The sequence below is a fragment of the Pseudomonas khorasanensis genome, assembly GCF_014268505.2.
In the GTDB taxonomy this organism is placed as follows: Bacteria; Pseudomonadota; Gammaproteobacteria; order Pseudomonadales; family Pseudomonadaceae; genus Aquipseudomonas; species Aquipseudomonas khorasanensis.
In genome coordinates, this window is the sequence record NZ_JABWQP020000005.1 from 173,710 (window position 1) to 189,335 (window position 15,626).

A 15,626-nucleotide genomic window follows, 5' to 3' on the forward strand; every position below is an offset into this window, starting at 1 on the left:
ACGGTCGGGGCGTTCAGGCGCCCCGCTCGCGTTTTCTTATGAAGCTCGCTCCCGCACAACTCGGCAAACACCTGCAAGGCGCCCTCGCGCCGGTCTACATCATCAGCGGCGATGACCCGTTGCTGTGTCAGGAGGCTGCCGACGCCATTCGCAGCGCTGCTCGCCAGCAAGGTTTTGACGAACGCCAGGTCTTTGCCGCCGACGCCAATTTCGATTGGGGAACGCTGCTGATGGCCGGCGCCAGCATGTCGCTGTTCGCTGAGAAACGCCTGCTGGAACTGCGTCTGCCTTCGGGAAAGCCCGGTGATAAAGGCGCGGCCGCGCTGATCGAATATTGCTCGCGCCCCGCCGAAGACACGGTGTTGCTGATCAGCTTGCCCAAGCTTGACGGCAGCGCGCAAAAGACCAAGTGGGGCAAGGCACTGGTCGAAGGCCAGCAAACCCAGTTCGTGCAAATCTGGCCGGTGGATGCCAGTCAGTTGCCAAGCTGGATTCGCCAGCGTCTGTCGCAGGCCGGCTTGTCGGCCAGCCAGGATGCCGTCGAATTGATTGCCGCACGTGTCGAAGGCAACCTGCTCGCCGCTGCCCAGGAAATCGAAAAGCTCAAGCTGATGGCCGAAGGTGGCCAGATCACTGTCGAAACCGTACAGGCTGCCGTGGCCGATAGCGCACGTTTTGACGTGTTCGGCTTGACCGACGCCGTCCTCAACGGCGAGCCAGCCCATGCCTTGCGCATGCTTGAAGGCTTGCGTGGCGAAGGTGTCGAGCCGCCAGTGATTCTCTGGGCCCTGGCGCGGGAGTTGCGCCTGCTGGCCAATATTTCGCTGCAATACAGCCAAGGCACCCCGCTGGACAAGTGCTTCAGCCAGGCCAGACCGCCGGTGTGGGACAAGCGCAAACCGCTGATGAGCAAGGCTCTGCAACGTTACTCGGCGCAACGCTGGGCGCAGTTGCTGCTTGAAGCGCAACGCATCGACGCACAGATCAAAGGCCAGGCGGCCGGTTCGCCGTGGATGAGCCTGAGTCGCTTGGCATTGTTGATGTCCGGCCAGCGTCTGACACTCCCCGCCGAATAAGATCAAAAGATCGCAGCCTTCGGCAGCTCCTACATTTGGAATGCATTCCCCCTGTAGGAGCTGCCGAAGGCTGCGATCTTTTGACTTTTCTTTAGCATGAGCAGATTATCTGCAACGCAAAACCCACCTCACCGAGAGAACCCTAATGAGCAAAAAGCCATCGAAGCATGGCCCGAACAAGGCCAAATCCATCGTTGCCCAACCCCTGTTCCGCAGCCGCCAGGAACGACCTTCCAAGGGCAAAGGCAGCTACCGCCGCGAAGCCTTCCAGTCTGACAACTGGGAGGCTTCTTACTTTCTGGCTGCCTGAAGCGCACTACCCCCCGCTCATGTTAAGGTCAGCACCTGATTCGTATTCCCTGGAACTGTGCATGCCCCCAAGTCTTTCCCGTCGTTGGCCTGTCCGCCAATTGATCGCTGCCTCCAGCTTCATTCTGCTCGTCGCCTGCGCGGAAAAACCCACCGCCGCTGATGCGCAACCGCTTCAAGCCGCTCCGGTCGCCCCGGCCCCAGCGATCGTTCCGCCGGTAATGCCGTCCGCCAATCCGCTCGATATCCAGCCCACACAAACCTTCGAGGAGTGGCAGGCAGGTTTCCGCAAGGAGGCCCTCGCCGCCGGCATCCGGCCTGAACTGTTTGATCGCGCATTCGCCGATATCAGCTTCGACGCCAGCGTGATTCGCGCCGACCGCAGTCAGCCGGAATTTTCCCGTCCGGTGTGGGAATACCTCGACGGGGCGCTGTCGCCGCTGCGTGTGCGCAAAGGCCAGACACTGATTGGCCAGTACGCCGACATCCTGCAAAGCATCGAGCAGCGTTATGGCGTCGACCGTCAGGCGCTGGTGTCGGTGTGGGGCATGGAGAGTAACTTCGGTCAGTTCCAGGGCAGCAAATCAGTCATCAATTCACTGGCCACCCTCGCCTACGAAGGTCGTCGTCCAGGCTTTGCCCACGCGCAATTGATCGCCGCCCTGCAGATTCTGCAGCAAGGCGACATCACACCCGAGAAAATGCTGGGTTCGTGGGCCGGCGCCATGGGCCAGACCCAGTTCATTCCGACCACCTACAACACCCATGCCGTGGATTTTGACGGTGATGGCCGCCGCGATATCTGGGGCAGCCCCGCCGATGCGCTGGCTTCAACGGCGCATTACCTGCAAAGCTCCGGCTGGCAGCGCGGTCAGCCGTGGGGCTTCGAAGTGCAAATGCCGACGAGCTTCAATTACACCCTGGCAGACGGCGCGATTCGCAAGACCGTTGCCGAATGGCGCCAGTTGGGCGTGATCATGCCCAATGGCGGTGAGGTACCGGCAGGAACCGGGCAACTGTCCGCTGCGCTGTTGCTACCGGCCGGCCACCGTGGTCCGGCTTTTCTGATCCTCGACAACTTCCGCGCGATCCTCAAGTACAACAACTCCTCGTCGTATGCGCTGGCAGTGAGCCTGTTGTCCGAGCGTTTCAGCGGTGGCGGCTTGATCAACGGCAGTTGGCCAAAAGATGACCTGCCGCTGAGCCGCACCGAGCGCATGGAGTTGCAGACCCTGTTGAGTGCGCGCAATTACGATGCCGGCACGGCGGACGGGATCATTGGCGCCAATACGCGCAAAGCGATTCGCAGTGCCCAGCAGTCATTTGGCTGGCCGGCGGATGGTTATCCGACGCATAAACTGCTGGAAAGCCTGCGTTCCCAATAGAACGAATGCCGTATGGCTGATATCGCTTTCGCGAGCAGGCTCGCTCCCACATTGAAATGCATTGCAAATGTGGGAGCGAGCCTGCTCGCGAAGACTGACTATCAGGCAATAAACCTTCAGGCCTTGATCACCACATCCTGCTCCAGCATCAGTTCCTGCTTCCCTGCATCCAGTCGCACCAGCGCACCCAGCGGGAGCGTGAGGTTCGGATCACAGTGCCCGCTACGCCATCCCGACAACACCGGAATTCGCAACGGCTCGAAAGTCTGCTTGAGCAAGCGGTTCAGCGCTGCGACATCCACGCCGGCAATATCCCCGACCAACACCCCGCGCAATTTGGCCAACTTGCCAGCCAGACGCATCTGGGTCAGCAAGCGGTCGATGCGATACAGCGGCTCGTTGATGTCTTCGATCAGCAGAATCACCCCCTCGACATCGATTTCGTAAGGCGTACCCAACGTCGAAGCGATCATCGCCAGATTACCGCCGAGCAAGCGTCCGTGCGCGATGCCAGGCTCGACGGTAGTCAACGGATAAGCCACCGGATGGCTAAACACACTCCCCGCCTTCAATTGCCCGCGCAGCATGGCGAAGAACGAAGTCACCGTCGGTGGCTCCTTGTCACCCAACAGGTCGGCATTGAGCAGCGGCCCGTGAAAGGTCACGAACCCGGCGTAGCGACTGATGGCGAGGTGCAGCGCGGTGATGTCGCTGTAACCGACAAACGGCTTGGCATGACAACTGAGCAAGTCGTAATCAATCCGGTCCAGCAGACGTGGCGTGCCATACCCACCGCGCAGGCAAATGATCGCATCGACCTCGGGGTCAGCGAACGCCGCGTGCAGGTCGCGCAGGCGCACGTCGTCACTGCCAGCCAGATAACCGTCCTTCTCATAGACGCCTGGAAAAACCTTGAGCCCATAGCCACGGGCGCGCATCCATTGCTCGGCTTTTTCAGTGTCCAGAGCGCCGGGGCCGGCAGGTGCAATGACGCCGATCAGCCCTTCCGAGGGCAGCGCTGGCACAGCCCTGTGCGGGCAAAGTGTGTGGGTCGGTCGAACGGTCATCCTTGGATCTCCCTGTGAATTGATGCACACACAGTAGTCAGGAACGGGGACAAACAGAAGAGGGTCAGCCACGCCGTGGGTTGAAGGAAAAGTCAGCAGCGAATGTAGGCCGGGCAAAAAAATGCCCGCCGGGTGCTAAACCTCGGCGGGCGTTTTTCATCCGCGCTGAATCAGGAACCCAGCAGCTCAGCCTTGACCAGCTTCGCCTGCTCGTCGGCATGGTACGAAGAACGCACCAACGGCCCGGAAGCGACGTTCTTGAAGCCCATCTTGTAACCTTCTTCGGCGAACCAGGCGAAGGTGTCCGGGTGCACAAAACGCTGTACCGGCAGGTGGCTGCGCGACGGCTGCAGGTATTGACCCAGGGTCAGCATGTCGATGTCGTGTTCGCGCATGCGCTTCATGACTTCGATGACTTCTTCGTCGGTTTCGCCCAGACCCAGCATCAAGCCGGACTTGGTCGGAATGTGCGGCATCATTTGCTTGAAACGCTGCAGCAGCGTCAGCGACCACTGATAGTCCGAACCCGGACGCGCAGCCTTGTACAGGCGCGGCACGGTTTCCAGGTTGTGGTTGAACACATCCGGCGGCTCGGCGGCGGTGATTTCCAGCGCGACGTCCATGCGGCCACGGTAGTCCGGAACCAGGGTTTCGAGCTGCACGTTCGGCGACAGCTTGCGGATTTCGCGGATGCAGTCGGCAAAGTGCTGGGCGCCGCCGTCACGCAGGTCGTCGCGGTCAACCGAAGTGATCACAACGTATTTGAGCTTGAGGTCGGCGATGGCGATGGCCAGGCTTTGCGGCTCATTGACGTCCAGCGGCTTCGGACGACCGTGGCCAACGTCGCAGAACGGGCAGCGACGGGTGCAGATATCACCCATGATCATGAAAGTCGCGGTACCGCCAGAGAAGCACTCGCCGAGGTTCGGGCAGGACGCTTCTTCGCAGACGCTGTGCAGCTTGTGTTTGCGCAGCAGGCTCTTGATCCGGTCGACTTCCGGCGAAACCGGGATGCGCACGCGAATCCAGTCGGGTTTCTTCGGAAGTTCGGTGGTCGGGATGATCTTGACCGGGATGCGTGCAACCTTCTCGGCGCCGCGCAGCTTGACGCCGGCTTCGACCTTGGGACGCGGGGCCGGGCGCTCGGTCACGTCGAGCGTCGGGATCATGGTTTGCACTGCATCAGTAGTCATATCAGTCGATTCCGCCCGTAAGGGTCGTCTGCTCAGCATAGTCGAGGTGTTTGACGAGCTGCGCGCGCAGCCGGGCACTTACCTCGGCAAATTCAATCGATCCTGCGTAATCGCTCAGCTGGGTCATCGCCAGCCCGGCGTAGCCGCAGGGATTAATCCGTCGAAACGGTTCCAGGTCCATATCCACGTTCAGGGCCAGGCCATGAAAGGAACAACCGTGGCGAATGCGCAAACCCAGAGAAGCGATTTTTGCCCCTTCGACGTAAACGCCGGGGGCGTCTGGCTTGGCTGCGGCGGTCACGCCGTAGCTGGCCAGCAGTTCAATCAGGCAGGCTTCCATGCGACTGACCAGATCACGCACGCCGAAACCCAGCTTGCGCACATCCAGTAACAGGTACGCCACCAGTTGCCCGGGGCCATGATAAGTCACTTGCCCGCCGCGATCGACCTGCACCACCGGAATCTCCCCCGGCAATAACAGGTGCTCGGCCTTGCCAGCCTGGCCCTGAGTAAACACCGGTGGGTGCTCCACAAGCCAGATTTCGTCGGCGGCATCGCTGCCGCGTTCGTTGGTAAAGCGCTGCATGGCATGCCAGACCGGCTCGTAAGCCATCTGGCCAAGCTCGCGAAAGCCCAGCGTGCCGGGCATCACAACACCATGTGCACGAAGCCGGTCGCCCGCAGTTCGCTGTTGATGTTGTACAGCTGATCCTGATCGGTGGCGACGATGTGCAACTGAATGGTGGTGTATTTGCCGGTGCTGCTTTGACGTTCGTCGATGCGTTCGTCGTTGATGGTCGCGTGTTTCTTGACGATCTCAATGATCAGGTCTTTGCGGCCGACGCCCGTATCGCTGATCACCTTGATCGGATAATCAGTTTGAGGAAATTCGATCTTTGGCGCCTGTACTTCGGTATCGGTCATGGCGTAACGGCCTCTTAAGCCGTGGTAACGCACATGGCCCCGCACCGGATCGGGGCGGGGCCATGCAGGTCAACACTAAATCAGTTGAACAAGCCGTAGAAGAATAGACGGATGCTATCCCACATGCGGCGGAAGATACCACCCTCCTCGACGCCATCCAGAGCGATCAGGTCAGCGCTATGCACCACCTTGTCTTCCAGTTTGACTTCGACTTTACCGATCACGTCGCCCTTGGCGATTGGCGCAACCAGTTGCGGGTTCATGGTCATGCTGGCAGCGAGCTTTTTCAGCTGGCCTTTTGGCAGGGTCATGGTCAGGTCTTGCGCCAGGCCGGCCTTGACCTGGTTGGTGGTGCCTTTCCACACCGGGGCTTGCGCCAGTTCGGTGCCCTTCTGGTAGAAGGTCTGGGTTTCGAAGAAACGGAAACCGTAGGTCAGCAGCTTCTGGGTTTCAGCGGCACGGGCCACTTCGCTGTTGGTGCCGAATACGACGGCGATGAGGCGCTGGCCGTCGCGTACCGCCGAGGACACCATGCAGTAGCCTGCTTCTTCGGTATGGCCGGTTTTCAGACCGTCAACGGTCTTGTCGCGCCACAGCAGCAGGTTGCGGTTAGGCTGCTTGATGCCGTTCCAGAAGAACTCTTTCTGCGAGTAGATCGCGTAGTGAGCCGGGTCTTCGTGGATGATCGCGCGGGCCAGGGTCGCCATGTCGTGCGCTGACGAATAGTGCTCAGGGTTTGGCAGACCGGTCGGGTTCATGAAGTGGGTGTTGGTCATGCCCAGTTCGGTGACGGTCTTGTTCATCAGGTCGGCGAACGCGTCTTCGCTGCCGGCGATGTGCTCGGCCAGGGCGACGCTGGCGTCGTTGCCGGACTGAATGATGATGCCGTGCAACAGGTCACTGACGGTAACCTGCGAGCCGACCTTGATGAACATCCGTGAACCGCCGGTGCGCCAGGCGTTTTCGCTGACAGTCACCGGGTCGTTTTCACCGATCTGGCCGCGACGGATTTCCAGGGTCGCGATGTAGGCGGTCATCAGCTTGGTCAGGCTGGCCGGTGGCAGACGCTGATCGCCGTTGTTCTCGACCAGCACATTGCCGCTGCTGGCGTCCATAAGAACATAGGCCTTGGCGGCCAGTTGTGGTGGCGACGGCATCATCTCGGCCGCGAAAGCGGCTGGCGAGAGGAGCAGCGGGACTAGCAGACACAGGCGTTTGGCAAAGGTGGTGATGTTCATCCGTCTCTCGAAATCGCTAATGGAAACTTGCCCGAAGGCAAAACTTATTCAGACAGCCTTCTAACGGGCCATCGCGTGTTCAGTTGCTCACTCCAGTCACCCTTGCCGGGCTTTTGTTCTTCGACGAGCCAACAACCTGGTTCACCCCCCTGATACCGCAAGTGAACCGTCAATCAAGGTCTACCTGTTACTCGGTGACCACGCTGGGCGAACCCAGGTTGGCCAGACGTACGCTGTTCTGCACCTGGGCGATTTCACCCGGCGAGCCGATCGGCCCCAGGCGTACCCGGTGCAGGGTCTGCTGATTGCGCACGATCGAGCTGATGAACACCGGAGCGCTCACCATCCCGCTGAGCTTGGACCTCAGCAGTTCGGCAGCGTCCGGGTTGGCGAACGCGCCCACCTGCAGATACTGGCCAGACGCTGGTGCAGAAGCGTTTTTTTTTGCGTCGATCTGCACGGGCACGACGGCCGCGGCATGTTGCTGCGGCGGTGGCGTCCATTGCTCGACGGTACCGGCCGAGGCCGTGATCACCGGAGCGCTATTTTGCGCCACTTTCGGCTCGTTGAGCATCAGCGGCGCCGGACGCCCCTTGGCCGCCCACCATTGCTGCGGATCGATGCCTTCGACCTTGACCCGCGCGGTGCCGGTTTCGGCATAACCGAGTTTTTTCGCGGCGGCGTAGGACAAGTCGATGATGCGATCGGAGTAGAACGGCCCACGATCGTTGACCCGCAGGATCACGGTCTTGTTGTTGTCCAGGTTGGTCACCCGAACGTAACTTGGCAGTGGCAAGGTCTTGTGGGCGGCGCTCATGCCGTAGAGGTCATACACCTCGCCGTTGGCGGTGTTCTGGCCATGAAATTTGGTGCCGTACCAGGACGCCGTGCCCGATGCCACGTAGGTTTTGGATTCCTGCAGCGGGAAGTAAGTCTTGCCCAGCACGGTATACGGATTGGCTTTGTACGGGCCGGTGTGCAGGGTCGGCGTCGCATCGGGGATACGCGAGACGTCGACGTCCCACCACGGCGCGCCGTCTTTGTGTGCGCGATTGATGTCCAGACCCGGTTGGGCGCGGACAGCGGTGGACGGCGTTTTCTGCGTCGGGGTGCGGCTGGTCGTACAACTGGCGACCAGGACCGCCAACGTAGCGAAAGCCACCAGCTTCAGGGGTTTATGGTTAGGCAATGCCTGCATTACTTGACGCCCCGTGCTTGTACCAGCTGTTCAGACAGTTGATGTACGGCCATGGCGTACATCACGCTGCGGTTATAACGCGTGATCGCGTAGAAATTCTGCAGGCCCATCCAGTATTCAGGGCCGTTGTCGCCTTCGAGGCGAAATGCCGTAACCGGCATATCATCGCGCAGCGCATCATGACTTGACCAGCCCAGCGCCCGCAACTCTGCGACCGTCTTCACCGGCTCGATGCCGGTGGTCAGGCCTTCATCGACCTGCTCGCCACGCACATCGGCGCGGCTGACCACCGGCTCACCGGCGACCCAGCCATGACGCTTGAAATAGCTCGCAACGCTGCCGATCGCATCGTCCGGGTTGTTCCAGATATTGATGTGGCCGTCCCCGTCGAAGTCCACCGCGTACGCGCGAAAGCTGCTCGGCATGAACTGCGGCAGGCCCATGGCCCCGGCGTACGAGCCTTTGAGCGTCAACGGGTCAACCTGCTCTTCACGCGCCAGCAGCAGAAACTCACGCAGTTCCTTGCGGAAAAATTCGGCACGGGGAGGATAGTCGAAACCAAGCGTGGATAACGCATCGATCACACGGAAATTGCCGGTATTACGTCCGAAAAAGGTCTCAACGCCAATGATCGACACGATGACTTGTGCCGGTACGCCGTATTCCTGCTCGGCACGGGCGAGGGTCGCCTCGTGCTGACGCCAGAAGTCCACACCACGAGCGATGCGCGCGTCGGTAATGAACATCGGGCGATATTCGTTCCACTGTTTGACCCGCTCGGCGGGCCTTGAGATGGCGTCGAGGATCGACTGCTTGCGTTGCGCCTCGCGGAACACACCCATCAGTTGTTCACCGGCGAAACCGTAGTCGCGGGTCATTTCACCGACGAATTCGGCCACCTGCGGCGAGCCTTCATAGTCGCCGGCCAGCGCTTCCTGCACGCTGCCCAGCAGGCCCATCAGGCCAACCAGCGGCGCGCATCGAGTCGCCCAGCCACGCATTACTTGCATTGCACTCTTCACCTTATTCAAACCTGTGCGATCCACTTGCGATGGGTATGGATCGACATCAAAACCCCAAACGCTGACAGCAGTGTCACCAGCGAAGTTCCTCCGTAGCTAATGAACGGCAACGGCACCCCCACGACCGGCAACAGGCCACTGACCATACCGATGTTGACGAAAACGTAAACAAAAAACGTCATGGTCAGCGCGCCGGCGAGCAATTTGCCGAACAACGTCTGTGCCTGGGCGGTGATCACCAGCCCTCGACCGATCAGCAACAGATAAATCAGCAGCAGCGCGCAAATACCCACCAGCCCGAACTCTTCGCCCAGCACGGCAATAATGAAGTCGGTGTGACTTTCCGGCAGAAAATCCAGGTGCGACTGGGTGCCGAGCAGCCAGCCTTTGCCGAAAACGCCTCCGGAACCGATCGCGGCTTTGGACTGAATGATGTTCCAGCCCGTGCCGAGCGGATCGCTTTCCGGGTCGAGGAAGGTCAGTACGCGCTGCTTCTGATAGTCGTGCATGACGAAAAACCACATCGCCACTGACACTGGCACGGCCGCCGCGAGCACGCTGAGAATCCAGCGCCAGCGCAAGCCGCCCATGAACAATACGAAAGCGCCACCGGCCAGAATCAGCAATGAGGTGCCCAGATCCGGCTGGCGCACGATCAGAATGAACGGCACGCCAATCAACATCAGGCTGATGCCGACGTGCTTGAGTTGCGGCGGCAAGGTGCGCTTGGCCAGGTACCAGGCGATGGTTGCCGGCATCAGGATTTTCATGAATTCCGAGGGCTGGAAGCGAATCACGCCGGGAATGTTGATCCAGCGTGTGGCGCCCATGGCGTTGTGGCCCATGATGTCCACAACGATCAGCAACACTACGCCAATCACATAACCGAGCGGCACCCAACGGGCCATGAAGCGCGGTTCGAACTGGGCGATGACGATCATCGCCACCAGGCCGATGCCGAAAGACGTGGCCTGTTTGCCCAGCAGATCCCAACTTTTACCGCTCGCCGAATACAGCACGAACAGGCTGCCGGCGGCGAGGATCAGCAGAAGGATCAACAGCGGACCGTCGATATGCAGTCTTTGCAGCAACGTCGCGCGGCGACGCATCACATCCTCGCTGGAGAGCATGCGATCGAAGTTATTCATCACGGGCCGAGGCCTCCGCAGTGATTGGGCTGGCGTATTCGGCTTTCAAATGACCGTCCTTGTCGAGCAGCCAGGCGTCCATGATCTGACGCACCACGGGCGCGGCAACACCGGAACCGGACTCACCGTTCTCGACCATCACAGACACGACAATTTTTGGGTCATCGGCCGGGGCGAAGCCGACAAACAAGGCGTGGTCGCGGTGGCGTTCCTGCACTTTGGAGCGATCGTATTTTTCGCCCTGCTTGATCGCCACCACCTGCGCGGTACCGGATTTGCCGGCGATGCGGTATTGCGCGCCGATCGCCGCTTTGCGCGCGGTACCGCGCGCACCGTGCATCACCTGCTGCATGCCGTGGTTGACCTTGTTCCAGTCAGACGGATCGCGCAGCACGATGTTCGGCATCGGGTTTTCATCCACCGGCTTCACCCCGTCGAGGGACTTGGCCAGGTGCGGACGATTCCAGATGCCTTTGTTGGCCACCAGCGCAGTGGCCTGGGCCAGCTGCAACGGCGTCGATTGCATGTAGCCCTGGCCGATCCCCAGAATCAGGGTTTCGCCGGGGAACCACGCCTGCTTGCGGGTCGCGCGCTTCCATTCGCGAGATGGCATCAGGCCGGGAGATTCTTCGAACATGTCCAGCGAGACCTTTTGGCCAATGCCGAACTTGTTCATGTAGATCGACAGCCGATCAATGCCGAGCTTGTGCGCCAGGTCATAGAAGTAAGTGTCGTTGGAACGCATGATCGCCGTGTCGAGGTCGACGAAGCCGTCGCCGGTACGGTTCCAGTTGCGGTATTTGTGATCGTAGTTGGGCAGCATGTAGTAACCCGGATCGAAGACCCGGCTCGATGCCGTGACCACGCCCGCATCCAGACCGGCAATCGCCACCGCCGGTTTGATCGTCGAGCCCGGCGGGTACAGACCGCGCAACACCCGGTTGAACAGCGGCCGGTCGATCGAGTCGCGCAACTCGGCATAGGCCTTGAAGCTGATGCCGGTGACGAACAGGTTCGGGTCGAAACTTGGCTGACTGACCATCGCGAGCACTTCGCCAGTCTTCGGGTCCAGCGCGACCACCGCGCCACGTCGCCCGCCGAGTGCGGCCTCGGCCGCTTCCTGCAACTTGATGTCCAGGCTCAGCACGATGTCCTTGCCGGGAATCGGATCGGTACGTTTGAGCACGCGCAAGACACGGCCACGAGCGTTGGTCTCGACTTCTTCGTAACCGACCTGCCCGTGCAATTCCGGTTCGTAGAAGCGCTCGATGCCGGTTTTGCCGATGTGGTGAGTGCCGCTGTAGTTGACCGGATCGAGCGACTTCAGCTCTTTCTCGTTGATCCGTCCCATGTAGCCCACCGAATGCGCAAAATGCGCACCTTGCGGGTAGTGGCGAACCAGCTGCGCGACCACTTCCACGCCGGGCAGGCGGAACTGGTTAACCGCGATCCGGGCGATCTGCTCTTCGGTCAGCTCGAACAGAATCGGCACCGGCTCGAACGGCCGGCGCCCCTGACGCATGCGTTTCTCGAAGATCACCCGGTCCTCGGGCGTCAGTTCCAGTACTTCGACAATAACGTCCAGCACTTGCTGCCAGTCGCCTGACCGCTCGCGGGTCATGCTCAGACTGAAACTGGGCCGGTTGTCCGCCACTACCACGCCATTGCGGTCAAAAATCAACCCGCGAGTGGGCGGAATCGGCTGAACATGGACGCGGTTGTTTTCCGACAGGGTTGAGTGGTACTCGTACTGAATCACCTGCAAGTAATACAGGCGCGCGATCAGCACACCGATCAGCATCACGATCACAATCGCACCGAACACGACGCGGCTGCGCACCAGACGGGCGTCCTTTTCGTGGTCCTTGATGCGGATCGGCTGAGACATGAGGGCTGGATTACTTGTGGTAAGGGTGACCGGACAATACAGTCCAGGCACGATACAACTGTTCGCCGATCAGGATCCGCACCAGCGGGTGCGGCAATGTCAGCGGCGACAATGACCAGCGCTGATCGGCGCGGGCACAGACTTCGGGTGCCAGCCCTTCCGGGCCACCCACCATGAAATTGACCGTGCGCGAATCCAGCCGCCAGCGGTCGAGCTCGACCGCCAGTTGCTCGGTGCTCCAGGGCTTGCCGTGAACTTCCAGCGTGACGACCCGCTCGTTCTGCCCGACCTTGGCCAGCATGGCTTCGCCTTCCTGGCGGATGAAACGGGCCACGTCGGCATTCTTGCCACGGGTATTGAGCGGAATTTCCACCAGTTCCAGCGCCAGCTCGGACGGAAGACGCTTGGCATACTCATGCCAGCCTTCTTCCACCCATTTGGGCATGCGTGAACCGACGGCGATCAGGCGCAGTCGCACAGCAATCCCTTAGAACTGGTCTTTGTTGAGCTTGGTGAAATGCTCGTGGGTGTTTTCCGGACTGTGGTGCTTGGCATCGGCCGCACGGCTTTGCTCGGCGCCGGCCCACAGGCGTTCCAGGTCATAGAACTGACGCGCCGAGGCGGTCATCATGTGCACGATCACCAGGTCCAGGTCGAGCAGCACCCAGTCGCTGTCGCCCTTGCCTTCTTCGCCCAGCGGCTTGGCGCCCTGCTTTTTCACTTCCTCGCGGACCTTGTCCAGCATCGCGTTGATCTGGCGATTGGAGGTACCGGTGGCGATGATCATGTAGTCGGTGATGCTCTGCTTCTCGCGAACATCGATGATCTGGATGTCCTGGGCTTTCACGTCTTCCAGCGCGGCGACGGCAATCTTGACCAGTTCATCGCCCTTGAGCGGTTCGTTGGTGTTGACCGCTTCAGGCAGTGGCGCGCTCTTGAACGTGCCTTTGCGCTTTACTTTCGGTAGATCTTTGTCAGTCATATAAAACTCGTTTTGCTCATGTATTCGGCGGCTTGGGGACACGGTGATTCGTATCAGTTAAGCACGCCTTGTTCAGTTCGACGCACGGTACAGACCGTGCGCATCGATGTAGGCCAGGACCGCGTCGGGCACCAGGAAACGTACCGACTTACCGCTGGCCAGCAGTTGACGGATCTGGGTGGCGGATACCGCGAGCGGTGTCTGCCAGACGAATGCAATCTGTCCGCTCGGCCCTTTCAGGGCCAGCGGGTCGCTCACCGAACGCGCTGCCAGCAGGTTGCGCAAGGCATCCGGCGGTTCGCTGTCGGCGTCCGGGCGCTGTAGCACCAGGATGTGGCAATGCTGGAGCAACTCTTCCCAGCGGTGCCAAGTGGGCAGGCCGCAAAATGCGTCCCAGCCCAAAAGCAGAAAAACCTGGGTCTCGGCGGCCATTTCGGCGCGCATCGACTCCAGGGTATCGATGGTCCAGGACGGTTTGTCCCGCTGCAATTCGCGGGCGTCCACCACCAGCGGCGGCAATCCTGTTACCGCACACTCGACCATCGCCAGCCGATCCTGCGCCGACACTTGCGGCGTATCGCGGTGCGGCGGCCGGGCGCTGGGCATCATGCGCAACTCGTCGAGCGCCAGCGCCTCGGCAACTTCCAGCCCGCCACGCAAATGGCCGATATGCACCGGGTCGAAGGTGCCGCCCAGAACGCCAATGCGTTGCGGACGCGACTCGCTGCCGGTGTGCGGCGCTGCCAGGTCGAGGTCGGTCAAGTCAGACCGTCGCCTGGCCGCGCAACTGGCCATCGCCGACCACGATGTACTTCTCGCAGGTCAGACCTTCGAGACCCACCGGGCCGCGGGCGTGCAGCTTATCAGTAGAAATGCCGATCTCGGCACCCAATCCGTATTCAAATCCATCGGCGAAGCACGTCGGGGCGTTGATCATGACCGACGCCGAGTCGACTTCCGCCACAAAGCGCCGGGTGTCGGCGAGGTTTTCGCTGACGATCGAGTCGGTGTGGTGCGAGCCGTAATGGTTGATGTGTTCGATGGCCTGATCCAGGCCGTCGACCACGCGGATCGACAAAATCGGCGCCAGGTACTCGGTGTTCCAGTCGTCTTCGGTGGCCGCAGCCACCTCGATGATTGCACGGGTGCGCTCGCAGCCACGCAGCTCGACGCCTTTTTCGCGGAACTGGTCAGCCATCGCCGGCAGGAAATCCTTGGCAACCGTCTGATCAACCAGCAGGGTCTCCATCGCGCCGCAGATGCCATAACGATAGGTCTTGGCGTTGAAAGCGATACGCTGGGCTTTCGGCAGATCGGCGTGTTCACTGACGTAAACGTGGCAGATGCCGTCCAGATGCTTGATCACCGGGACGCGCGCATCACGGCTGATGCGCTCGATCAGGCCACGGCCGCCACGGGGCACGATGACGTCGACGTATTCAGGCATGGTGATCATCGCGCCAACGGCAGCACGGTCAGTGGTTTCGACCACTTGCACCACAGCGGCCGGCAGTTCGGCCTCGGCCAGACCGCGCTGAATGCAGGCGGCAATCGCACGATTGGAGTGAATTGCCTCGGAGCCACCGCGCAGGATGGTCGCGTTGCCGGACTTCAGGCACAGGCTGGCGGCATCGATGGTCACGTTGGGGCGCGATTCGTAAATGATCCCGATGACGCCCAGCGGCACGCGCATCTTGCCGACCTGGATGCCCGACGGACGGAAGCTCATGTCACGGATCGCACCGACCGGATCCGGCAGTGCAGCGACCTGGCGCAGACCGACGATCATGCCGTCGATGCGTGCCGGGGTCAGTTCCAGACGCTCCAGCAACGCAGGCTCAAGACCATTGGCACGACCGGCGGCGAGATCCCGTTCATTGGCTGCGGCGAGCTCGGCGCGAGCGGCGTCCAGCGCAGTGGCAGCCGCCTGCAAAGCGCGGTTTTTCTGCGCAGTGCTGGCGCGGCCGATGACGCGAGAAGCTTCGCGGGCGGCGCGACCCAATCGGGTCATGTAGTCAAGAACGGACTCAGTCATGGTCTGCTGGGGTCTTGGCAAAGAGGAAAGCGGCAGATTATAGCTGTCGCGTCCCGGGACTAACAGCGGTGACGGGCGGATGGTCAAAATGAGCTGCGTTTGACCATCGTTCAGACGTAATTAAGCTGAGCGTTGCTATCATCACGACCTCTTGAGCCTGG

The 15,626-nt window shown here is 60.8% G+C and carries 16 protein-coding genes; 3 read left to right on the forward strand and 13 right to left on the reverse strand.

Going from position 1 to position 15,626, the window contains the following annotated elements:
• The first annotated feature begins 38 nt into the window (after positions 1–38).
• The 3 genes from holA (at position 39) to HU727_RS14045 (ending at position 2,770) form a co-directional block, all read left to right on the forward strand.
• Positions 39–1,076: a DNA polymerase III subunit delta gene (holA, locus tag HU727_RS14035; protein ID WP_186532375.1), complete on the forward strand. Its 1,038-nt coding sequence runs from the start codon at positions 39–41 to the stop codon at positions 1,074–1,076.
• A gap of 145 nt (positions 1,077–1,221) precedes the next feature.
• A complete protein-coding gene (gene arfA, locus HU727_RS14040; protein ID WP_186532374.1) occupies positions 1,222–1,386 on the forward strand; it encodes an alternative ribosome rescue factor ArfA in 165 nt (54 codons plus the stop codon).
• Positions 1,387–1,447: 61 nt separating this feature from the next.
• Complete coding sequence (locus HU727_RS14045) at positions 1,448–2,770, forward strand: lytic murein transglycosylase (RefSeq protein ID WP_186532373.1); 1,323 nt, start codon at positions 1,448–1,450, stop codon at positions 2,768–2,770.
• Positions 2,771–2,886: 116 nt separating this feature from the next.
• On the opposite strand, the gene HU727_RS14050 is transcribed toward HU727_RS14045, so the two are convergent.
• The 13 genes from HU727_RS14050 to HU727_RS14110 form a co-directional block, all read right to left on the reverse strand.
• Positions 2,887–3,837 carry a S66 peptidase family protein gene (locus tag HU727_RS14050; protein ID WP_186532372.1) on the reverse strand — a complete coding sequence of 317 codons (951 nt, stop codon included), beginning with the start codon at positions 3,835–3,837 and terminating at the stop codon, positions 2,887–2,889.
• A gap of 170 nt (positions 3,838–4,007) precedes the next feature.
• The gene (gene lipA / locus HU727_RS14055; RefSeq protein WP_167394918.1) at positions 4,008–5,006 is read right to left on the reverse strand and encodes a lipoyl synthase; all 999 of its coding nucleotides are present in this window, start codon (positions 5,004–5,006) and stop codon (positions 4,008–4,010) included.
• A gap of 25 nt (positions 5,007–5,031) precedes the next feature.
• A complete protein-coding gene (gene lipB, locus HU727_RS14060; protein ID WP_186532371.1) occupies positions 5,032–5,679 on the reverse strand; it encodes a lipoyl(octanoyl) transferase LipB in 648 nt (215 codons plus the stop codon).
• Positions 5,679–5,954, reverse strand: a complete 276-nt coding sequence (locus HU727_RS14065) for a DUF493 domain-containing protein (protein ID WP_186532370.1) — start codon at positions 5,952–5,954, stop codon at positions 5,679–5,681. The genes lipB and HU727_RS14065 overlap by 1 nt, the downstream gene beginning before the upstream one ends.
• 80 nt (positions 5,955–6,034) lie before the next feature.
• Positions 6,035–7,192, reverse strand: a complete 1,158-nt coding sequence (locus HU727_RS14070) for a D-alanyl-D-alanine carboxypeptidase family protein (RefSeq protein ID WP_186532369.1) — start codon at positions 7,190–7,192, stop codon at positions 6,035–6,037.
• 187 nt (positions 7,193–7,379) lie between these two features.
• Complete coding sequence (locus HU727_RS14075; protein ID WP_186532368.1) at positions 7,380–8,390, reverse strand: septal ring lytic transglycosylase RlpA family protein; 1,011 nt, start codon at positions 8,388–8,390, stop codon at positions 7,380–7,382.
• Positions 8,390–9,400 (reverse strand): lytic murein transglycosylase B, encoded by a 1,011-nt coding sequence (gene mltB, locus HU727_RS14080; RefSeq protein WP_186532367.1) that lies wholly within the window; start codon positions 9,398–9,400, stop codon positions 8,390–8,392. The genes HU727_RS14075 and mltB overlap by 1 nt, the downstream gene beginning before the upstream one ends.
• A 17-nt stretch (positions 9,401–9,417) precedes the next feature.
• Positions 9,418–10,521, reverse strand: coding sequence for a rod shape-determining protein RodA (rodA, locus tag HU727_RS14085; protein ID WP_186532514.1), 1,104 nt, complete (start codon positions 10,519–10,521; stop codon positions 9,418–9,420).
• Between the two features lie 31 nt (positions 10,522–10,552).
• Complete coding sequence (gene mrdA / locus HU727_RS14090; RefSeq protein WP_186532366.1) at positions 10,553–12,448, reverse strand: penicillin-binding protein 2; 1,896 nt, start codon at positions 12,446–12,448, stop codon at positions 10,553–10,555.
• Between the two features lie 10 nt (positions 12,449–12,458).
• Positions 12,459–12,926 carry a 23S rRNA (pseudouridine(1915)-N(3))-methyltransferase RlmH gene (rlmH, locus tag HU727_RS14095; RefSeq protein WP_110965050.1) on the reverse strand — a complete coding sequence of 156 codons (468 nt, stop codon included), beginning with the start codon at positions 12,924–12,926 and terminating at the stop codon, positions 12,459–12,461.
• Positions 12,927–12,935: 9 nt separating this feature from the next.
• Positions 12,936–13,430: a ribosome silencing factor gene (rsfS, locus tag HU727_RS14100; RefSeq protein ID WP_186532365.1), complete on the reverse strand. Its 495-nt coding sequence runs from the start codon at positions 13,428–13,430 to the stop codon at positions 12,936–12,938.
• A 72-nt stretch (positions 13,431–13,502) separates the two neighbouring features.
• The gene (nadD, locus tag HU727_RS14105) at positions 13,503–14,225 is read right to left on the reverse strand and encodes a nicotinate-nucleotide adenylyltransferase (RefSeq protein WP_437180411.1); all 723 of its coding nucleotides are present in this window, start codon (positions 14,223–14,225) and stop codon (positions 13,503–13,505) included.
• Entirely contained in the window at positions 14,194–15,465 is a 1,272-nt protein-coding gene (locus tag HU727_RS14110; RefSeq protein ID WP_186532363.1) for a glutamate-5-semialdehyde dehydrogenase, read from the reverse strand. Before HU727_RS14110 ends, nadD begins: the two co-directional genes overlap by 32 nt.
• Between the last annotated feature and the right edge of the window lie 161 nt (positions 15,466–15,626).